We start from the raw sequence: 20,572 nt of genomic DNA, 5'->3' as shown, positions 1-20,572 counted from the left end.
GAAATGATTACAGAGCAACATATATCGGAAACACATAAAAGAGAGATTAAATCACCCATTAGAATAGCTAGTCTCTCAGATTTAAATATAAATAAAGAAATCTTTATAGGCTATTTTCAGCCTTTATTTGAAAATTTAGAAGATGATTTGTATTTGGTACGAGAAAATCAAATAGCTTTTTTAAAAGCAACGTTCCCTGAAGATATAAAGGAAATAGAAGAAATTCATCAAGCTTATTTTCATGGCAAAGTGGATGAGAAAATTTTAACTCAATGGACTTTCAAGTTAACAATGTCGCAGATGGATTTTTTCAAGCAAAAAGGTATTGTTACAAGACAACGAAGTGTAGCCGCTTTTATAGTAGAAAAAGAAGCTAATAATTATCACATCGAACGAGTATTAGATGGTGGTTTTTCACAAAATGTTGATGATTTTAGAAGTTGGCAAAGAGTTTTTAAACAAGCAGACAAAGAAATGGTAGAACATGACTTGTTTTATGAATTACTGCAGAAAGTGTATGAATTGGTAGCAATAATTCATACGGAAATTAAAAAGCTTAAGTTTTCTGTACATTTTATGCGTACACTTACACAAGGAACTATACAAGGAGAAAATTCGCCTGAAGGAGTGCATGAAGATGGTGCACAATACATAATTTCGGCATTAGTAATTAATAGAAAGAATATTACAGGAGGAGAAACTCAGATTTTTGAGAAAATAGGAGACACTAAAGAGCTCCTATTTAAAAAGGAATTAAATTTAGGTGAATTCGCTTTTCAGGCAGATACAGGAGAGGAAAAAATCTTTGGAAATGACTTATGGCATTATGTTACACCTATTCAACCTAAAAATAAGGCTGAATTAGGTGTTCGTGATATTATTGGTTTGGATATTGAAATTTTAAGATAAAACACAACTAATTTTGTCTAACGAACATCCATAGTTGAAGCTAAAATCAATATGAATTAGATCTCCTGCTTCAACCTCAAGAGTATTAGTTGTTTTTAAAATAGTAGGAGGCATCAGGCTATCGGTTCCTGTAAAATTTGCTCCTTCACTTATTTCAACATAAGACTCTAAATACAATGCATTTATTTTGCCTGAAAAAAGAACAGGTACTGAAAAGCTCAAATTAACACCTTGTTTTTTCTCTTTCAATAACTCAATTTCATTTACTAAAAATTGTTGTGAAAGAAACATAGGTTGGTGTCTTGTAAACATTACAGGATAGTGTTGTATACCTTCTTCAATTTCTGCCTCACAAAATCTTGCAAAATTTACAATTCTGTTAGGAAACAAATGTCCTTCAGGTTTTAAATACTGCCTCATATGTTGAAAGATTTGCACCTGAAACTCATTAGCACAGTATATACTCATTAATTCTCCAATAATATGATCTACTTTTTCAGGTAATTGAACTGTTAAAGCATCAGCAAAAAGCACCTCTACTTTATCTCCCCATTTATGTTTAGCTACTTCCCTTTTTATAAAAGGGACTAAATCTGGATTGTTTTCAATTAAATAAGCTTTTTTAACATAAGGCATGTATAATTTGGTTAGGGGTAAGGTGCCTACACCTACTTCACAAACTACAGCACCCTTAAAGTTGTTATGTAGCTCAAAAGCTTTTTTAAAAGCATTTACACGTTGATTATCACTTTCCATTATTTTATAATAAATCTCAGGAAAACCAAAGTGAGATTCATTAAAGGTTTGTGCTTCTAGAAGTCCGTATTTTAAATCTTCATAGTTATCAATAACCGCTTCAAACAATTTTTTATTCATGAGTGTATAATTCTTATTTTAATAAATATTCAATTAACTGCTATTTTTATACTAAAAAATCCCACTCTAAATTTTAGAAAGGGATTTAAGTTTATGGTAAGAAAATGAAACAAGTTTAGTTAGACTTAACATCTAATTTGATGCTTAATTCTTGTAATTGTTCATCGTCTATAGTTGCAGGTGCATCAATCATTACATCACGTCCTGAATTGTTTTTAGGGAAGGCAATAAAATCACGAATGGTTTCTTGTCCTCCTAAAATAGCTACTAACCTGTCTAATCCGAAAGCTAATCCTCCGTGAGGAGGTGCTCCGTATTCGAAAGCATCCATTAAGAATCCGAACTGAGCTTTTGCTTCTTCTTCGGTAAATCCTAAATGCTTAAACATGATTGCCTGAGTTTCTTTATCGTGAATTCTGATAGAACCTCCACCAATTTCATTTCCGTTTAACACTAAATCGTATGCATTTGCCTTTACATCACCTGGATTTGTATCTAATAATGCTAATTGACCTGGTTTTGGAGAGGTAAATGGATGGTGCATTGCGTGGTAGTGCCCTGTTTCTTCATCTAGTTCTAATAAAGGGAAGTCAATTACCCATAAAGGAGCAAACTCATCAGGTTTACGTAAACCTAAACGTTCCGCCATCTCCATACGTAAAGCACTTAACTGTGCGCGAACTTTGTTTGTTTTTCCAGAAAGAATACAAATTAAGTCTCCTGCTTTAGCACCAGTAGCTTTTGCCCATTTTTCTAAATCGTCTTGGTCGTAGAATTTATCTACCGATGATTTAAAGCTTCCATCTTCGTTACATTTTACATATACCATTCCTAAAGCTCCTACTTGCGGACGCTTAACCCAATCGATTAATTTATCAATTTCTTTACGAGTATATGAATTTCCTCCTGGAACCGCTATACCAACTACTAACTCGGCATCGTTAAAAACTTTGAAGTCTTTGTGTTGTGCTACTTCGTTTAACTCACCAAACTCCATTCCGAAACGAATATCTGGTTTGTCATTACCGTACTTACGCATCGCTTCATCAAAAGTAATTCTTGGGAATTTCTCTACATCAACTCCGTTGATTTCTTTCAATAAATGACGTGTCATTCCTTCAAAAATCTCTAAAATATCTTCTTGCTCAACAAACGCCATTTCACAGTCTATCTGTGTAAATTCTGGTTGACGGTCGGCACGTAAATCTTCATCTCTAAAACACTTAACAATCTGGAAGTATTTATCCATACCACCTACCATTAACAACTGTTTAAAGGTTTGAGGTGATTGTGGTAAGGCGTAAAATTGACCAGCATTCATACGAGAAGGTACTAAGAAATCACGCGCTCCTTCTGGAGTAGATTTGATTAAATACGGAGTTTCAACATCAATAAATCCTTTGTCAGATAAATATTTGCGAACTTCCATCGATACTTTATGACGGAAAATTAAACTGTTTTTTACCGGATTACGACGGATGTCTAAATAGCGATATTTCATACGAATATCTTCACCACCGTCAGTATCATCTTCAATAGTAAAAGGTGGTAATTTTGCCTCGTTTAAAATTTCTAAGTTCGATACCAAAACTTCTACATCACCTGTTGGAATGTTCGCATTTTTAGATTGACGTTCAATTACTGTACCTGTTACTTGTACAACAAACTCGCGTCCTAAAGTTTTTGCCTTCTCCATTAACTCTTTAGAAGTACGCTCTTCGTCGAAAATTAACTGAGTAATTCCGTAACGATCACGTAAATCTACCCAAATCATAAAACCTTTATCACGTGATTTTTGTACCCAACCAGATAGGGTTACTTCAGTATTGATGTGCGATGCTCTTAACTCGCCACAAGTATGCGTTCTGTACATTTCTTGAAATTTTTGCTGCGCAAAATTACGGATTTAACTTTGCTTGTGAAAGGCAGAAAAGTAATAAAGTATTAATCATTTTCTTCTATCTCAAATAAATATCCTAACAGGAATATCAAAAAAAATAAGAGTTTACTTTTTTGAAGAAATAAAACTGTATTATTTGTTGTTTTTTTTGTAAATTAAAGGGTAATATATTTATTATGAGGAGTTCAGCTATGTTTTTGGTGTTTTTTACCACCGTATTTTTATTCGTGCTAACTGCTTTGGCTTTTACTAATATAGGTTTTAGGTGGATGTTTATACTTACTGTTATTGGTCAATTACTAGTAGTATTAATGGTTTACAAAGTACTACGAGATAAATATACTACGGATAAAACCTTTGAAGATTTTTATGAAGATTACCCAATAGGGAGAGAGTAAAACGATATTCAAAGAAGTAGCAACTGCCTCTTAAAATTTATTCATTTTTAATTCCTGAAAACACCTAGTGTTTTTTTAAGTTTCAATAGAATTTACAGTTTTTTGTAACATATTAAATGAATTATCGTCATTTAAAAGTAAAATTGACGAAAGCCAAAAAAATATAAAAAGTGTACATTTAAACACGTAAAAAACTGTTATGGATAAAAAAAACTATTTACTATTACCTATCCTGTTATTATTTCTAAGTTGTAAAAATGAAAAAGCAGCTCCTGTTTTAAATTCTTCTAACTATTTAGATATTTTAAATGAAGAGTTTAGTGGAAATTTGGCTTATGAAACAACTTCTTTTGTAGAAAAATATTGGCGTGTAGTTGGTAATACAGGCTTTAATAAGAGTGTGTACAAAATTGCAGAAGAATTAGAAAAAGCAGGTTTTGTTAAAGAAGATAGTGCTACGGGTAGTGATATTTTAACCTATCGAATAGAAAAAAGACCCTTAAAAAATCCTACTTGGGAATCTGTGAATGCTTCTGTAAAAATAGTTGGAGAAGATATTCCTCTTTTACAGCATAGCACGAATAGAAATATGATTGCTTTAAATTCTTATAGCACACCTAAAGAAGGTGTAACAGCTGAAGTAGTATATATTAAAGATTTAAAAAAGCTGAAAGACCTAGATATTAAAGGGAAAATTGTTTTTGTTGAAACAGATCCTCGTAGAATATTTAAACAGGCTATTGTAAAAAGTGGTGCTTTAGGACTTATTACGTATAGTAACCCTAGCTATTTACAACCTCAAAAAAATAGTACTTCTATTCAATTTAGAACTATCCCATTAAATGAAGAGGTAAAATCTTGGGCAATTGCTATGTCTTATAAGGCTAAAGAAGAATTAAAAGCAGCATTATTAAAAGGAAAAGTATCTCTAAATGTACATATTGAAACTAATATTTATCTATCAGAAGAGTTGACAATTGTTGCCGATATTAAAGGAAATAAGTATCCTAAAGAGCGTTTGGTTTTTAGTGCTCATATACAAGAACCTGGAGCAAACGACAATGCTACAGGTGTTGGAGTTGCTTTAGAAATGGCTACTCTTACAGCTAAATTTATTAAGAACAAACGATTTATACCTAATAGGACCTTAACCTTTTTATGGGGAGATGAGATTATTTCAACAAACAGATATGTAAAAGAAGATAGTATAAGAGCAAAGGATATTAAATGGGGAATTTCTTTGGATATGGTTGGAGAAGATACCCAAAAAACGGGCGGGACTTTTTTAATTGAAAAAATGCCTGATCCTAGTGCTATTTGGACAAGAGGAAATGATAAACATACCGAATGGGGAGGGCGAAAAATGAAGTTGGAAGAAATGACTCCACACTATTTGAATGATTTTTTAATTGATAAATTTAAAGAACAAGGGAAAAGAGCAAACTGGGTAGTCAATACAAACCCGTTTGAAGGAGGGAGTGATCATGTACCTTTTTTAAAGAGAAATATTCCTAGTGTTTTATTCTGGCATTTTACCGATCAATTTTATCACACCGATAATGATCGAATCGATAAAGTTTCAAAAGCAACTCTTAAAAACGTAGGAGTAGCCTCATTGGCTTCAGCTTATACTTTATTAAATGGAAATGATGCTACTGCGAAATCAATATTAGAAAATATTGAAACGGCTGGTATATCGAGATTAAAAGAAGAAGAAAAACAGAGTGAAATTGCATTACAAATGGGAGACTCTTTATCAACTCAAATATCTATTATTTCAGCTTGGAAAGACTGGTATATTGACTCTTCTAAAACGACTTTTGATATGGTAAAAGATTCAAGAAGTCATCAACAATACATTAAAGAAACATCTAAAAAAATAGACTCTTTATCTTCTACGATAATTAACAAGCTATCTAAGATTCAAATGAATTAGTTTTTAATTTATGGAAATACTTTGTAGCTTCTTTCTTTACTTTAGGGGCTAAAATTAGCGTTGACAATACGGTAGGAATTGCCATTAAAGCGTAGGCACTATCAATTAGATTAATAACAAAGTCTAATTTGATAATAGAGGCAATTACAATGGTAAGGATGTAGATATAGTTGTAGTTCTTTCCTATTTTGGTATTAGTTAAAAAACTCAAACAACTAAATCCGTAAAAAGAGTAGGTAAACAGCGTTGAAAAAGCAAATATCAATACACAAATGGTTAAAATCACACTTCCTGAATTGTAAGGAAGTACTGCGTCGAAAGCAGCCAATGTCATTGAGATTCCGTTACCTTGAAAACCTTTCCATACTCCTGAAGCTAGAATAGCTAAAGCAGTTAATGAGCATACTAACAATGTGTCAATGGCAGGTCCTAGCATAGCAACCAATCCTTCACGAATAGGTTCTTTAGTTTTTGCTGTTCCGTGCATCATGGGTGCAGTACCCAAACCAGCTTCGTTAGAAAAAGCGGCTCGTTTTACTCCTGTAATTATCAAAACACCTAAGGCGCCACCTAAAACAGATTTTCCTGAAAAAGCATCTTCAAAAATTAAAGAAAAAATACCAGGAACTTGTTCTATTCTTAATAGTAAAATAGTGGCTACAGTAATTAAATACACTACAACCATTAATGGTACTAATTTACCTGCAACGCTACCAATTCGTTTGATTCCTCCAAAAATAACTAGGGCTACAATAATAGCAATGGTAATTCCTAGTAACAGTTTGGCTACAAAATCATTCTCTTTTTGTACCTGAAAAACATCTATTAAAGTTTGAGTTAGTTGGTTTGCTTGAAAAGCGGGGAGTGTTCCTATCAATCCAGCAGAAGCAAAAAATACAGCTAAAGGCTTCCAGCGTTTTCCTAGACCTTCAGTAATTACATACATAGGTCCTCCTTTTACATTTCCATTTTCATCTTTTCCACGATACATTACTGATAAACTACAGGTAAAAAACTTGGTAGCCATTCCTACAAAAGCACTTACCCACATCCAAAAAATGGCACCTGGACCACCAGTGGCTATAGCAATGGCAACTCCACTAATATTTCCCATCCCTACCGTAGCAGCTATGGCAGATGATAAGGCTTCGTAATGTGATAAGTCTCCAGGAGAGTCTGCTTTGTCGTATTTTCCTCTTAAGATAGCAACAGCATGACCAATATATCTGAACGGGACTAACCCTGAATAGATGAATAAGTATAATCCGCCACCAATAAGTAATATTAATAAAGGAATTCCCCATACCCAAGAAGAAAACTGTGCAACTAAGTCTTGAATGCTTAAAAACATGAAATAGGATTTTTAACGAAAATACTAAAAGTGGGCATAAAAAAAGAACGATAGCTGTGAATTAACAACTATCGTTCTTTTGTGAGTTTTATAAGTTTCGTTTTTTATTTACAAACGATTCCTCTTTTTCCTAAGAATTCTATATCTCTTAAAAAACCTTCTTGAATAGTTTCGGCCTGAAAAATAAAGGTTTTATCGTGTAGCTTATTGTCTTCAAAGAATGTTACTTGAAAACGATTGTCTAAAGCAAACAATTCAGGTTGCATCAATTCGAATTTCTGATAACTATTTGCAGGAAGTTTGTCTATTTTTCTTCGGAAAACAGAAGTGGTTTTAGTATCAGAAAACCCTTGTGAGACGATAACGACCATTTCTAAATCGACATCCTTTTTGTTAAGAATGTAGACATTCCAATCTTCTTTATTGTCAACTTCATTGGTTTCTAAAACCACTGCGATTTCTACATCGGTTACTTTAGGAATTTCAATATCTTTTTTCATTGAAAACTTTTTAAAATGGAAAGACGAAAGTTTAACGCTTTCGTCTTTTATTTTGTTTGAATTTATCTTAAAACTAAATCACTGATTTAAATTGTTCTAAGAAACGTTTGTCATTTTCGTAGAACATACGGATATCTGGAATTTGGTATAATAACATAGCGATACGCTCAATACCCATTCCGAAGGCATATCCACTATATTTTGTTGGGTCAATATTACAGTTCTTTAATACATTAGGGTCTACCATACCACATCCCATAATCTCTAACCAACCCGTTCCTTTGGTAATTCTGTAATCAGTTTCTGTTTCCAGCCCCCAGTAAATATCTACTTCAGCACTTGGCTCTGTAAATGGGAAGTACGATGGACGTAAACGTATTTTAGATTTTCCGAACATTTCCTTAGTAAAGTATAATAAGGTTTGTTTTAAATCGGCAAAAGAAACATCAGTATCAATGTATAATCCCTCTACTTGGTGAAAAATACAGTGTGCACGTGCAGAAATATCCTCATTTCTAAACACACGTCCTGGAGAAATTGTACGAATTGGAGGTTCGTTGTTTTCCATATAACGTACTTGTACCGATGAGGTATGTGTTCTTAGTAAGGTATCAGGATTCTTTTCAATAAAGAAAGTATCTTGCATATCACGTGCTGGGTGATATTCTGGTAAATTTAAAGCAGTAAAGTTATGCCAATCATCTTCAATTTCTGGTCCTTCAGAAACGGTAAAACCAATACGATTAAAAACTTCTATGATTTGATTTTTCACTAAAGAAATTGGATGACGAGAACCTAAGTTGATAGGTTCTGATGGACGTGTTAAATCTCCATAAACACCTCTATCTTCTGTTGCACTTTCTAAAGCATCGTTTAACTCAGTAACTTTATTTTCGGCAGATTTTTTCAGGTTATTTAATGCTTGTCCAAAATCTTTACGAAGTTCAGCATCAACATTTTTAAATTCAGCAAATAAATCTTTTAATAAACCTTTGCTACCTAAATATTTTATTCTGAAAGCTTCAACTTCCTCTTTTGAGGTTGCTTTAAAAGCCTGTACATCTCCAATTAGTTCTTTTACCTTATCTAACATAATCTTTCCAAAAGTTAAGCTGCAAATTTACGTTTTTTTGCGGAAAAAAAAGGGCTTTTAAAAGTGTTTGCCTAAACCATGTTAAAATACACAAAATAAAGAGCTAAATAGAAATTAACGAATTGTAAAATAATTATATTTGCATGGTAAAATTGTTTAAAATTTATAATAACAGAACAACTAAGTTTTATGGAATCTAAAATAAATGCATTTATGGATTACGTGAAAGGACGTAATGCATATGAACCAGAGTTTTTGCAAGCTGTACATGAAGTAGCAGAAACAGTAATTCCGTTTATAGAAAACAATCCAAAATATCAAGGGAAAAAATTACTTGAGCGTATGGTTGAACCTGAGCGTACTATTATGTTTAGAGTGCCTTGGGTTGATGACAACGGAGAAACTCAAGTTAACAGAGGGTATAGAGTAGAGTTTAACTCTGCTATTGGTCCTTACAAAGGAGGTTTACGTTTTCACCCATCAGTGAACTTATCTATTTTAAAGTTCTTAGGGTTTGAACAAGTGTTTAAAAACTCTTTAACAACATTACCTATGGGTGGTGGTAAAGGAGGTTCTGATTTTGACCCAAAAGGAAAATCTGACCGTGAAGTAATGGCTTTTTGTCAATCATTTATGACTGAATTAGCGCGTCATATTGGTCCTGACACTGATGTTCCTGCTGGAGACATAGGTGTAGGAGGTCGTGAAATTGGTTACATGTTTGGTCAATACAAGCGTTTACGTAATGAATTTACTGGAGTTTTAACAGGGAAAGGAGCTTCTTGGGGAGGTTCATTAATTCGTCCAGAAGCTACTGGTTATGGTGATGTATACTTTGCTGAAAACATGTTAAAAACTAAAGGAGACTCTTTCAAAGGAAAAACTGTAGTTGTTTCTGGTTCTGGTAACGTAGCACAATATGCTACTGAAAAAGCAACAGAGTTAGGAGGTAAAGTAGTTACGTTATCTGATTCTTCAGGATACATTTACGACGAAGCAGGTATAGATGCTGAAAAATTAGCATTTGTAATGGAGTTAAAGAATGTAAAACGCGGAAGAATTGGTGAATATGTTGAAAAATATCCATCAGCTAAATTCTTCGCAGGTGAAAGACCTTGGAGTGTTAAATGTGATGTAGCTTTACCATGTGCAACTCAAAACGAGTTAAATGGTGAAGAAGCTAAAGTATTAGTTGAAAACGGGTGTGTGTGTGTTGCCGAAGGAGCAAACATGCCATCTACTCCAGAAGCTATTGAGGTATTCCAAAAAGCAAAGATTTTATTCTCACCAGGAAAAGCGTCTAACGCAGGTGGTGTTGCTACTTCTGGTTTAGAAATGTCTCAAAACTCATTACGTTTATCTTGGACACGTGAAGAAGTAGATGCTAAATTACATTCAATTATGAACAATATTCATGAAGCTTGTGTAAAATATGGTACACAAGAAGATGGATATGTTGATTACGTAAAAGGAGCAAACGTTGCTGGTTTCGTAAAAGTTGCCGATGCAATGCTTGATCAAGGTGTAGTATAGTAAGTCAAATTTATATAATAAAATAAAAACCTCATAGAAGCTCTCTATGAGGTTTTTTTATGGGGAATTAATTCTGTATTTAATTTTGCTTTTTAATTGTTAAAGGCATTGTGTAAATGCTGTTTTTTAGCTCTAAATTTTTGTCAATAGTTTTATAGTTTAGTCTACTTTTAATATAATCACGTACTTTTAAAGTATTACAATCAATGTCTAAGATTATAATCTCACCATTTTTATTTATTAAAAATTCTACGGTGGTTTTTACATCTTTATCAAGAACAAAATTTGGACTACCTAGAAGTTGTACAATTTTTGTTCTAACTTGTTCTTTTTCTGGATTCTCATTTGTAGAAAATACAGAAGTGCTCATTAAAGTAACGAATACCAATACAAATAACTTTTTCATTTTTTAGGGTTTAAGATTTATAAATATTTATTGATAAATTTTATACTGTAAAAGTATTGTAAAAGAGAGTGTTAAGTGTGTTTTAATTAGTTAATAAAGTGTTGTGTTTGAGTAAATTGAATTTTGATTTTAAAGATGCTTTACTTGCAGTTAACATTGAAGATTCTATTTCTTTTTATCACTGTTTTTGAAAAGTTTTTAAATATTAGGTTTAATTTCACTTAACTTATGAGCATTGTACCTATAAAAGTGTCTAATTTGTTAATTGATAAGGTTAGCTTTAGGTTATAAACTGCTTATGTTTTGTGTTTTACAAAACGTTTTTTACCGATGATTTTTTGAAAAAGATGTAAAAAAAACCTGAGAAAGTTCTCAGGTTTTATATTTTTAAAGCAATCATTGGTTGTTATTCAACTGTAACCGATTTTGCTAAGTTTCTTGGTTGATCTACATTTTTACCTAACATTACAGCTATATGATATGATAATAACTGAAATGGGATAGTAGTTAACAAAGGAGTAAATGCTTCTTCAGTATCAGGAATTTCGATTACATGGTCTGCAATTTCTTTTACGGTTTCATCACCTTCAGTAACAATAGCAATAATTTTACCGCTTCTTGATTTTATTTCTTGAATATTACTTACTACTTTTTCATAATGTCCTTTACTTGTTGCAATTACAAAAACAGGCATGTTTTCATCAATCAAAGCAATAGGTCCATGTTTCATTTCAGCAGCAGGATATCCTTCTGCATGAATATATGAAATCTCTTTCAATTTTAAAGCTCCCTCTAATGCTACTGGAAAATTAAACCCTCTTCCTAAGTATAAGCAGTTTTTAGCGTCTTTGTATACAGCGGCTATTTCCTTAACCTGAGCATCAATTTGCAATAATTTATCAACTTGTGCTGGAATTTGTTGCATTGTTTGCAAATACTTATTTACAGCTGATGTAGATAAAGTCCCTTTCGCTTGAGCTAGTTTTAAGGCAATTAAAGAAAGTACCGTAATCTGAGTTGTAAAGGCTTTAGTTGATGCTACTCCAATTTCCGGACCAGCATGGGTGTAAGCTCCAGCATGTGTTTCTCTTGCAATAGATGATCCAACAACATTACAGATACCAAATACAAAAGCTCCTTTAGATTTTGCTAACTTGATAGCAGCTAAGGTATCTGCTGTTTCTCCCGATTGAGAAATAGCAATAACAACATCTTTAGGTGTAATTATTGGGTTACGATATCTAAATTCAGAAGCATATTCCACTTCAACAGGAATACGTGCCATATCTTCAAAAAGATATTCGCCAACCAACCCTGCATGCCAAGATGTACCACAAGCAATAACAATAATTCTGTCAGCATTTAAAAACTTGGACATATTATCATCAACTCCTGCCATTCTAATAACACCTTCATTTGCTAGCATTCTACCTCTGTAGGTATCTATAATAGCTTTAGGCTGTTCGTATATTTCTTTCAGCATGAAATGGTCATAACCACCCTTTTCAATCTGTTCTAAGCTTAATTGTAACTTTTGAATATTGGCGTCTATTTCTTTGTCATTTTCAATCTTACGTACTTTTATACCTTTATCTTTTTTAATAATGGCTAATTCACCATCTTCAAGATAAATAGCATCTTTTGTGTATTCAATAAAAGGAGAAGCATCAGAAGCAACAAAAAACTCTTCATTATTTTTCCCAACTCCAATAGCTATAGGACTCCCTAAGCGAGCTACTACTATTTCGTTTGGTTTGGTCTTGTCAAAAACAGCAATAGCATAAGCCCCTATTACATTAGTTAAGGCTAATTGAACGGCTTTACCTAATTTGCAACCTTCACTCTTTTTTACTTCTTCAATAAGGTTCACTAAAACCTCTGTATCAGTATCACTTTTAAATTCGTAGCCACGTGAAATTAATTCTTTTTTAATGGTGTCATAATTCTCAATAATACCATTGTGAACAATAACTAAATCCCCCGATTGAGAAAAATGAGGGTGTGAATTGACATCGTTAGGAACACCGTGGGTAGCCCATCGAGTATGGCCAATTCCTATTTTACCTTTTTTTCGTTCCTCTTCTCTATTTGTAATTATTTCTAGGTCAGAAACTTTTCCTTTAGTTTTTGATAAATGCATTGTCTCGCCGTCATACATCATAATACCAGCGCTATCATAACCTCTGTATTCTAAGCGCTTTAGCCCATTAATTACAATAGGGTAAGCATCTCTATGTCCAATATATCCTGTTATTCCACACATAACAACTTCTTATTTTTCTTTTGAATATGATATTTTTAAAACTGCTCTTTTAGTTCCGTTTACTGTTTCATTCCCGTCTAATAATGTAACTGCTCTTGGATTCCAATTGTATGTTTTAACACTAGTGGTTAGTATATTGTTACTTACAGGGATATCTGTTGGGTTGTGCACTTTTAAAATCAATGGGTCAGCAGTAAAATCTTCTTCTCCAGCTAATAAATTAGAAATATAATCTGTAATTCTAAAAGTATATTTTTCTGGAGCGTCATTATCATTTAACGCTAAGTTTCCGCCAAAAGTAGCAGACTCCATATAGGCATCTGAAAGTTGAGTAGGAGCACTGTCATTTTCTTTATTTTGATACAAAAATAGTTGTTGAGGAAGAAGGTTAGCCTCAGTGCTTATAGTTTGGTTAATATAAAATGTTAATGAAGCATCATTAATTAACCAGTTATTACTTCTTAGTTCTAGAAGTTTAGTATCATCTAAAATTTTAACTTCTGCCATACTACCAGCTGTACCTTGAATAACAAAATTATTAGCAGGAGCTGGAGAAGTAGTTGTGGTCATTTTATAATGACTGTTTTTTATCCCAGATAATGGGAAAGAGTATTTTCTATTTAAAGTATCTTTTACAGAACCACCTTCCATTACAGATTTTGTGTAATAAAAATCTAAAGATGGTGAAGGAGATGAAGCTAAATTAAAAGGAACTAAAGCACCGTCATCACCAGAGGCTTCTATGATTAATCCTCTAAAATAGTTGTCAAACTCTTCTTTAGAAGCAAATTCAGCACCTTCAAATTTATCCCAAAATAAACTTTTCATTTTGGCAACATCTAAAGGAATTGCTAAAAAAGGAACAGGAATAGTGTCACTACTAACTATTTTTGTAGTTTTTATAATTTCATCATATTTTTCAGAAGGATTAAATCTGTCAATTCTTTCATATGAAAAAAGGGTGTCAATTTTATTTGGTTTAAAAGTGAAGTTTAAATCTTCATTTAAAACTTGAACTTCTTCATAATCAAAATCAGAGAAAAAAGTATTTTTCTTAGAAGGATCACTAGGGTTTAATCTGTTAAGATAGGTGTTGTTTTGTTTTACAGTTACAGATGTTCCTATACTTGTGTTCCCTAAAATTGAATCTAATTTGTATTCAGTAATTCCATCTGAATTTTTTCCAGTAGAGGTTGCAGGATAAGGTAGTCTTAAAATAACCTTATCTAAATTAAGAATCGTGTCGGTTCCAGCGGTGTTCTTAAATCCAGAAATGTAACCTATTTGAGAAATGATTGAAGCTTCAATTTTTTCGGCATTGGTATTTTTATACACGCCTAGCCAATAATCACTAATTGTAGTATTGATATTGTCGGCTTGAACACTTTCTATATTTATAGGAGTTATCTCAACGTCTAATAAGATTTCTCCTGTTTCAAATTTTGTATTATTAACTACATTTGTTCCAACTTCACTAAAGTCTTTTTCACACGATATAATAGCCGTAAAACATAACAAGCTAATACCTAGTACACCAATTTTTCTAATCATTCTTAATATTATTCGCTTAATTCTAAAACGTTTTCTTTGTAAAATTCTAAATATGCTTCAGTTAAGGTTTCTTCTGACTGAAAGTCTAACACTTTCGTGTTATTTTCTTCAATAAAAGCTTCAATTTCTTCAGGTAAAACCTCGCTGCCTTTTATAACAGCATCCGAGTTTTCAATAGCGCTCTTTAAAATATTTGTATGACTTGGTGTTTCGATTGTTACTACTTTTGATTCTTCAATCTTGTCAAAACGAACCTTATTTGCCATTTCCTTATTTAAATCTTCAATGTCACTATTGTAAAGCGAAGTTACAATCTTGCTTTCAGCAAACAAAGGCTCTTCCTTATAAAATTCTCTTAAATATAAAGGTAATAGAGAAGCCATCCATCCATGAACATGAATAATATCTGGAGCCCAGTTCAGTTTTTTTACAGTTTCAATTACACCTTTGGCGAAGAAGATCATGCGTTCGTCATTGTCGTCAAACAACTTGTCATCTTCGTCAGAATATACAGCTTTACGCTTAAAATATTCGTCGTTATCAATAAAATACACTTGCATTCTTTCTTTAGGAATAGAAGCTACTTTAATTATTAAAGGCATATCCATGTCATTAATAATTAAATTCATACCTGATAAACGAATAACCTCATGCAATTGGTGCCTTCGTTCGTTAATCACCCCAAAACGAGGCATGAAAATACGAGTTTGAATTCCTTTAGAATGTGCGTTTTTAGCAACATTAAATGCAGTAGACGATAATTCTGTTTCAGGTAAATATGGTATTACCTCTGAGGAAACATATAAAATTCTCTTATCCTTCATTAAATCGATCTCTTTTATTGAAGGTGCAAAAATACGAAATTTAATGCTAAAATCGTGTTAAATTGCTAATTTTGCATGCATTTCAATAAATAAACAATGAAAATTTTCACGAGAAAATCCGAATTAAAAGCGTTTTTGTCTCCTTCAAAAAAAGAAAAAAAAACTATCGGATTTGTCCCTACTATGGGAGCCTTGCATCAAGGGCATTTATCGCTCATTAAAAGAGCAAAAAAGAAAAACGATGTTGTGGTGGTTAGTGTTTTTGTAAACCCTACACAGTTTGATAATAAAGAAGATTTAGATAAGTATCCTAAAACTTATGAGAACGATGTTGCTCTGTTAGAGTCAGTTGATTGTGATGTGTTATTCTTTCCTTCAATAAAAGAAATATATGCAGAAAATATAGTTTCGGAAAAGTTTGATTTTGAAGGGTTAGAATATCAAATGGAAGGAAGGTTTAGAGATGGGCATTTTGATGGTGTTGGAACAATTGTAAAAACATTGTTTGAAATTGTAGAACCAGATACAGCTTACTTTGGTAAAAAAGACTTTCAACAATTACAAATTATCAAAAAGTTAGTTGAAAAATATAAACTACCAGTAAAAATTGAAGGAAGACCGATTTTTAGGGAAGAAGATGGGCTAGCAATGAGTTCTCGAAATGTAAGATTGACGAAAGAGTATCGAGAAGCAGCTCCATTTATTTATAAGATATTAAAAAAAGCAAGAAAAAAATTTGGTATAAAAGACGCTAAAGAATTGACCGAATGGGTAGAGAAACAGTTTAAAAAACATCCGTTGTTGGAACTGGAATATTTTACCATTGCAGATGAAAAAACACTGCAAACAACAACAACCATCGAGCCAAACAAAAAATATCGAGCTTTTGTAGCTGTTTTTGCTGGAAACATTCGTTTGATTGACAATATTCGTTTAAAAAGCAAAAAAAGTATTGAAGCTAGTTAAAGTTTGTGAGATGTTAAAATCATCTAAAAACAAGATGTTAATCATTAAAAAACAACTATTTTTGCAGCATGTTAGTACAAGTAGTAAAATCTAAAATACACCGTGTTAAAGTAACTAATGCGGATTTAAATTATATAGGAAGTATCACCATTGATGAAGACTTAATGGATGCAGCTGGAATTATTGAAGGAGAACGTGTTCAAATTGTGAATAACAATAATGGAGAGCGTTTAGAAACGTATGCAATTCCAGGGCCAAGAAAAAGTGGTGAAATTACATTGAACGGAGCAGCAGCTCGTAGAGTTCAAAAAGGAGATGTTCTTATATTAATTGTGTATGCTTTTATGGAGTTAGAAGAAGCCAAAAATTTCAAACCACAATTAGTGTTTCCTAATGAAGAAAATAACTTGCTAGAGTAGTTTGAATACATCAGTAAAGAAAATCATAAAAATAGGATTACCTCTCATTTTGGGAGGTTTTTTAGTTTGGTATTCATTGTCAAAAATTTCAATTGAAACCTTAGTGCAATATTTTAAAGATGCAAACTATGGCTGGATAGCTTTAGGGTTGTTCTTTGGGGTTTTAAGTCATCTATCCCGTGCTTACCGTTGGAAGTATTTACTGGAACCTATGGGATACAAGCCAGACTTTGGTAATAGTACCATGGCGGTCTTAGTAGCGTATTTAGTAAATTATGCAGTGCCAAGAGCAGGGGAGGTATCTCGAGCGGCAGTGATGACTAACTATGAAAATATTCCGTTTGAAAAAGGTTTTGGAACCATCGTTGCTGAACGAATGGCTGATTTAATCATGATGCTGTCAATTATAGCAATTACGTTGTTTGTTCAATTTGATTTTATTTTTGAATTGTTAACTAAAAATTTTGACCCAATTAAGATTGGAATTCTCTTAGGAAGTTTGGTTTTGGTGTTTGTAGTTTTTACAAGGTATGTAAAAAAAGCAAAATCGGGAATCGGGTTAAAAATTAAAAAGTTTGTGGTTGGATTAATTGAAGGAGTTACTAGCATCTTCAAAATGAAGCATAAATGGGCGTTTATATTTCATACCGTGTTTATTTGGTTGATGTATGTATTGATGTTTTGGGCAACGATTCCAGCAATTGATGGACTTCATGTTCCGTTAGGAGGTGTTTTAATCGGTTTTATCGCTGGTGGATTTGCTATTGCAGCTACTAACGGTGGAATAGGTCTGTATCCTGTTGCTGTAGCTGGAGCTTTAGCATTATTTGGAATTGCAGAAGAACCAGCAACCGCCTTTGGTTGGATTATGTGGACAGCTCAAACTCTTATGATTATTGTCTTTGGTGGATTGGCTTTTTTACTATTACCAATCTACAATAAAAACAAATAGTTTTCTTTTCTTTGTAAGTAAATCTTACAAATCGAATGGCAAAAACCAAAACAACTTTTTTCTGTCAAAACTGTGGTGCACAACATACGCAATGGGTAGGGCAATGTGGCTCGTGTAAAGAATGGAACACTATTGTTGAAGAAGTTATTCAAAAAGAAGAAAAAAGAAATTGGAAATCGCCATCAAACTCACAAAAAAGAGTTGCAAAACCTTTACGAGTTGAAGATATTCAACTGAATCCTGAAGAGCGTTTTGGTACTAAAAATCAAGAACTAGACACTGTTTTAGGTGGTGGATTGGTAAAAGGAGCAGTAGTGTTGTTGGGCGGAGAACCAGGAATTGGTAAATCTACATTGCTGTTGCAAATCGCTTTACAAATTCCACAAAAAGTGTTGTACGTGTCTGGTGAAGAAAGTCAGTCGCAGATAAAAATGCGTGCTGAACGTATAGAAGGAAAAAACCCTAACTGTTTAATTCTTACGGAAACCAATACCCAACAGATTTTTAAGAACATAGAAGAGGTAAAGCCAGATGTGCTAGTAATAGATTCTATCCAAACCTTACATACCGATACCATTGAAGCGTCACCGGGGAGTATTTCACAGATACGTGAAACTTCGGCGGAACTTATCAAATTTGCGAAGGAAACAGCAACTCCAGTATTATTAATCGGACATATCAATAAAGAAGGGCATATCGCAGGACCTAAGATTTTAGAACACATGGTAGATGTAGTACTACAATTTGAAGGAGACCGAAATCATACTTACCGAATTTTACGTTCACAAAAAAACCGTTTTGGATCTACAGCAGAATTAGGAATCTATGAAATGTTATCTGATGGATTACGAGAAGTATCGAATCCTTCAGAAATTTTAATCTCAAAAAAAGATGCTGATTTAAGTGGAACTGCAATTGCTTCAACATTAGAAGGAATTCGTCCGTTGATGATAGAAATTCAAGCCTTGGTTTCAACGGCGGTTTATGGAACACCACAACGAACTACCACAGGGTACAACTTAAAACGTTTGCACATGATTTTGGCAGTGTTAGAAAAACGTGCAGGATTCAAATTAGGAGCAAAAGATGTGTTTTTAAATGTAACTGGTGGAATTCATGTAGACGACCCAGCGATAGATTTAGCGGTGGTAGCAGCGATTTTATCATCAAACCAAGATTTGGCTATTAATCCAGATGTGTGTTTTGCTGCTGAGGTTGGTTTAGCAGGAGAAATTCGTCCAGTTTCTAAAATAGATCAACGAATTACCGAAGCTGAAAAACTAGGATATAAAACCTTCGTAACCTCAAAATACAACAAGATTACAAGTAAAAATCATTCTATAAAACTGATTTTAGTGAGTAAGATTGAAGAAGCTTTTGCAACTTTATTTGCTTAAGTTTATTGGTCTGATAAAGCTTTATTTAAAGTTGTGTCAATATTTAATTGATAGTCTTTAAATGTTTCTTCAATTAAATAATCAGGATATTGGCACTTTTGATTTTCTTCAGTAGCTTTCCATTCTCTTGTAGAAAGAGAAATTTTTAAACCTGAGTTAGGTAATTCTATATTTTTTCTACTATTAGCAAAAAAATGAGAATTAATACTGGTCGGTTCTCCTACAAAAATGGCTTTAGACTTGTTTTTTAAACCATAAGAAATAAGTTGAGCGGATGAGAAAGTTCTTCTACTAATTAACACGTAGAACGTTTTACTTTTATTTATTGCTTTAGATTTAGATAGTTTTTCCACAATTGGATTGATAAACTTGGTTTCTCCTCCAATATTTAGTCTTAAGTCTAAGATGAATTTTTTAATTTTAAAAGCCGATGCTTTAGAAATAACTTCGTCAAAAAAATCTAATAAGTTTTGATTCTCTGAATTGTTAACTAAATTAAATTGTACATACATTGTTTTTGTTGAAAAATCATAACTATACCAGTATAACTTGTTTAAATTGGTTAAATAAAGAGGGAGAGGAGTATTTGTAAAGCTATTTGCACTTGCCCATTCTTTATCTGTTACTATTCCAAAAGATTCTGAAGGCTGTTGTACTTTATCAGATGGAGATAATGTAAGGAAAGTCTTTTTTTTGTTAAGCTCAATTTCATATGTAATACGGTTGTTATTAGTAATATGAAAAGCATTAAGTACTTCTGGTGAAGTAAGTCCGTATTTTGATAATAATTTTTCGCCCCATTTGTTTTCAATAGGAAACATGCTGCTTACAATATGGCTACATTTATTAATGTTAATACCGTTTATGCTTAAAACTTTAGCTCCTAAATGTTGTTTAAATGAATAGTGGGTTGCTTGAATATATATTCCGTCTTTGTATTCATGTAGACGAAAAGGAAAAGTACTGAACTTAAATTTTAGGAGGGGGTAGTAGTCATCTAAATAAGAATGTCCGTCTTTAATAGACGAGATAATCTTAGCAATCTCCACAATGACCTTATTCTTATTAAAGGTAGTGTCAATACTATTTATTAATTGTTTAGTTTTTAATTCAAATTCTGTTTTAGCAGTTTTTTTAAAAAGATTGATGTGTTTTAAAGGCATTTGTTTAGCTAAAAAAGAAATATCTTTTTTCCATTCATCAGTTGTAATGTTGTTTTGAGCAGCTACCTTAAAAAGAATAGTAGTATATATAATTATTAAAAGGATTGATTTCACTTATCGAGTCGTTTTTTTTAA

Annotated in this window: 18 protein-coding genes; 8 read left to right on the top strand and 10 right to left on the bottom strand. The window is 32.7% G+C overall.

Features of this window, described 5'->3' with window-relative positions:
* The first annotated feature begins 3 nt into the window (after nt 1-3).
* Nucleotides 4-909: a 2OG-Fe dioxygenase family protein gene (locus tag DFQ07_RS04215; RefSeq protein ID WP_133535031.1), complete on the top strand. Its 906-nt coding sequence runs from the start codon at nt 4-6 to the stop codon at nt 907-909.
* Here the strand turns inward: DFQ07_RS04215 and DFQ07_RS04210 are convergent.
* Nucleotides 901-1,785, bottom strand: a complete 885-nt coding sequence (locus DFQ07_RS04210; RefSeq protein WP_133535030.1) for an rRNA adenine N-6-methyltransferase family protein — start codon at nt 1,783-1,785, stop codon at nt 901-903. The two genes, DFQ07_RS04215 and DFQ07_RS04210, sit on opposite strands and share 9 nt — an antisense overlap.
* A 115-nt stretch (nt 1,786-1,900) precedes the next feature.
* Nucleotides 1,901-3,658, bottom strand: coding sequence for an aspartate--tRNA ligase (gene aspS, locus DFQ07_RS04205; RefSeq protein WP_133535029.1), 1,758 nt, complete (start codon nt 3,656-3,658; stop codon nt 1,901-1,903).
* Nucleotides 3,659-3,861: 203 nt separating this feature from the next.
* Here aspS and DFQ07_RS04200 point away from each other — a divergent pair, with 203 nt between their 5' ends.
* Complete coding sequence (locus tag DFQ07_RS04200; protein WP_133535028.1) at nt 3,862-4,083, top strand: hypothetical protein; 222 nt, start codon at nt 3,862-3,864, stop codon at nt 4,081-4,083.
* Nucleotides 4,084-4,282: 199 nt separating this feature from the next.
* Complete coding sequence (locus tag DFQ07_RS04195; RefSeq protein ID WP_133535027.1) at nt 4,283-6,019, top strand: M28 family peptidase; 1,737 nt, start codon at nt 4,283-4,285, stop codon at nt 6,017-6,019.
* On the opposite strand, the gene DFQ07_RS04190 is transcribed toward DFQ07_RS04195, so the two are convergent.
* From DFQ07_RS04190 to pheS, 3 genes are all read right to left on the bottom strand, one after another.
* Nucleotides 6,000-7,370, bottom strand: a complete 1,371-nt coding sequence (locus tag DFQ07_RS04190) for an alanine/glycine:cation symporter family protein (protein WP_133535026.1) — start codon at nt 7,368-7,370, stop codon at nt 6,000-6,002. The two genes, DFQ07_RS04195 and DFQ07_RS04190, sit on opposite strands and share 20 nt — an antisense overlap.
* Before the next feature lie 104 nt (nt 7,371-7,474).
* Nucleotides 7,475-7,870 carry a hypothetical protein gene (locus DFQ07_RS04185; protein WP_133535025.1) on the bottom strand — a complete coding sequence of 132 codons (396 nt, stop codon included), beginning with the start codon at nt 7,868-7,870 and terminating at the stop codon, nt 7,475-7,477.
* 73 nt (nt 7,871-7,943) lie between these two features.
* Entirely contained in the window at nt 7,944-8,963 is a 1,020-nt protein-coding gene (pheS, locus tag DFQ07_RS04180) for a phenylalanine--tRNA ligase subunit alpha (RefSeq protein WP_133535024.1), read from the bottom strand.
* 189 nt (nt 8,964-9,152) lie between these two features.
* On the opposite strand from pheS, the gene gdhA reads away from it, so the two are divergent.
* Complete coding sequence (gene gdhA / locus DFQ07_RS04175; RefSeq protein ID WP_133535023.1) at nt 9,153-10,496, top strand: NADP-specific glutamate dehydrogenase; 1,344 nt, start codon at nt 9,153-9,155, stop codon at nt 10,494-10,496.
* 79 nt (nt 10,497-10,575) lie between these two features.
* Here gdhA and DFQ07_RS04170 read toward each other — a convergent pair whose 3' ends face one another.
* The 4 genes from DFQ07_RS04170 to DFQ07_RS04155 all read right to left on the bottom strand — a co-directional run bounded on the left by DFQ07_RS04170 (nt 10,576) and on the right by DFQ07_RS04155 (nt 15,540).
* On the bottom strand, nt 10,576-10,902 hold the full coding sequence (locus DFQ07_RS04170) for a hypothetical protein (protein ID WP_133535022.1): 327 nt from the start codon (nt 10,900-10,902) through the stop codon (nt 10,576-10,578).
* A 406-nt stretch (nt 10,903-11,308) separates the two neighbouring features.
* Complete coding sequence (glmS, locus tag DFQ07_RS04165) at nt 11,309-13,165, bottom strand: glutamine--fructose-6-phosphate transaminase (isomerizing) (protein WP_133535021.1); 1,857 nt, start codon at nt 13,163-13,165, stop codon at nt 11,309-11,311.
* Nucleotides 13,166-13,174: 9 nt separating this feature from the next.
* Nucleotides 13,175-14,716, bottom strand: coding sequence for a DUF4270 family protein (locus DFQ07_RS04160; protein WP_133535020.1), 1,542 nt, complete (start codon nt 14,714-14,716; stop codon nt 13,175-13,177).
* A gap of 8 nt (nt 14,717-14,724) precedes the next feature.
* Nucleotides 14,725-15,540, bottom strand: coding sequence for a glycogen/starch synthase (locus DFQ07_RS04155; RefSeq protein ID WP_133535019.1), 816 nt, complete (start codon nt 15,538-15,540; stop codon nt 14,725-14,727).
* A gap of 96 nt (nt 15,541-15,636) precedes the next feature.
* Between DFQ07_RS04155 and panC the strand changes: the two genes are divergently transcribed.
* The 4 genes from panC to radA all read left to right on the top strand — a co-directional run bounded on the left by panC (nt 15,637) and on the right by radA (nt 19,274).
* Complete coding sequence (panC, locus tag DFQ07_RS04150) at nt 15,637-16,506, top strand: pantoate--beta-alanine ligase (protein ID WP_133535018.1); 870 nt, start codon at nt 15,637-15,639, stop codon at nt 16,504-16,506.
* Nucleotides 16,507-16,574: 68 nt separating this feature from the next.
* Nucleotides 16,575-16,925, top strand: coding sequence for an aspartate 1-decarboxylase (gene panD / locus DFQ07_RS04145; protein WP_133535017.1), 351 nt, complete (start codon nt 16,575-16,577; stop codon nt 16,923-16,925).
* 1 nt (nt 16,926) lies between these two features.
* The gene (locus tag DFQ07_RS04140; RefSeq protein ID WP_166627717.1) at nt 16,927-17,877 is read left to right on the top strand and encodes a lysylphosphatidylglycerol synthase transmembrane domain-containing protein; all 951 of its coding nucleotides are present in this window, start codon (nt 16,927-16,929) and stop codon (nt 17,875-17,877) included.
* 35 nt (nt 17,878-17,912) lie between these two features.
* Complete coding sequence (radA, locus tag DFQ07_RS04135) at nt 17,913-19,274, top strand: DNA repair protein RadA (protein ID WP_133535016.1); 1,362 nt, start codon at nt 17,913-17,915, stop codon at nt 19,272-19,274.
* 2 nt (nt 19,275-19,276) lie between these two features.
* Here the strand turns inward: radA and DFQ07_RS04130 are convergent, their stop codons facing one another.
* On the bottom strand, nt 19,277-20,551 hold the full coding sequence (locus DFQ07_RS04130; protein WP_133535015.1) for a S41 family peptidase: 1,275 nt from the start codon (nt 20,549-20,551) through the stop codon (nt 19,277-19,279).
* Nucleotides 20,552-20,572: the final 21 nt, after the last annotated feature.

The sequence above is a fragment of the Tenacibaculum caenipelagi genome (assembly GCF_004363005.1).
In the GTDB taxonomy this organism is placed as follows: domain Bacteria; phylum Bacteroidota; class Bacteroidia; order Flavobacteriales; family Flavobacteriaceae; genus Polaribacter; species Polaribacter caenipelagi.
The sequence above is the reverse complement of the archived record's forward strand: the minus strand, read 5'-3'. Positions and strand labels throughout refer to the sequence as shown.

Excerpts from the sequence above, each read along its gene's own strand:
- DFQ07_RS04215 (WP_133535031.1), top strand. The coding sequence starts at position 4 with ATGATTACAGAGCAACATATATCGGAAACACATAAAAGAGAGATTAAA.
- DFQ07_RS04210 (WP_133535030.1), bottom strand. The coding sequence starts at position 1,785 with ATGAATAAAAAATTGTTTGAAGCGGTTATTGATAACTATGAAGATTTA.
- aspS (WP_133535029.1), bottom strand. The coding sequence starts at position 3,658 with ATGTACAGAACGCATACTTGTGGCGAGTTAAGAGCATCGCACATCAAT.
- DFQ07_RS04200 (WP_133535028.1), top strand. The coding sequence starts at position 3,862 with ATGAGGAGTTCAGCTATGTTTTTGGTGTTTTTTACCACCGTATTTTTA.
- DFQ07_RS04195 (WP_133535027.1), top strand. The coding sequence starts at position 4,283 with ATGGATAAAAAAAACTATTTACTATTACCTATCCTGTTATTATTTCTA.
- DFQ07_RS04190 (WP_133535026.1), bottom strand. The coding sequence starts at position 7,370 with ATGTTTTTAAGCATTCAAGACTTAGTTGCACAGTTTTCTTCTTGGGTA.
- DFQ07_RS04185 (WP_133535025.1), bottom strand. The coding sequence starts at position 7,870 with ATGAAAAAAGATATTGAAATTCCTAAAGTAACCGATGTAGAAATCGCA.
- pheS (WP_133535024.1), bottom strand. The coding sequence starts at position 8,963 with ATGTTAGATAAGGTAAAAGAACTAATTGGAGATGTACAGGCTTTTAAA.
- gdhA (WP_133535023.1), top strand. The coding sequence starts at position 9,153 with ATGGAATCTAAAATAAATGCATTTATGGATTACGTGAAAGGACGTAAT.
- DFQ07_RS04170 (WP_133535022.1), bottom strand. The coding sequence starts at position 10,902 with ATGAAAAAGTTATTTGTATTGGTATTCGTTACTTTAATGAGCACTTCT.
- glmS (WP_133535021.1), bottom strand. The coding sequence starts at position 13,165 with ATGTGTGGAATAACAGGATATATTGGACATAGAGATGCTTACCCTATT.
- DFQ07_RS04160 (WP_133535020.1), bottom strand. The coding sequence starts at position 14,716 with ATGATTAGAAAAATTGGTGTACTAGGTATTAGCTTGTTATGTTTTACG.
- DFQ07_RS04155 (WP_133535019.1), bottom strand. The coding sequence starts at position 15,540 with ATGAAGGATAAGAGAATTTTATATGTTTCCTCAGAGGTAATACCATAT.
- panC (WP_133535018.1), top strand. The coding sequence starts at position 15,637 with ATGAAAATTTTCACGAGAAAATCCGAATTAAAAGCGTTTTTGTCTCCT.
- panD (WP_133535017.1), top strand. The coding sequence starts at position 16,575 with ATGTTAGTACAAGTAGTAAAATCTAAAATACACCGTGTTAAAGTAACT.
- radA (WP_133535016.1), top strand. The coding sequence starts at position 17,913 with ATGGCAAAAACCAAAACAACTTTTTTCTGTCAAAACTGTGGTGCACAA.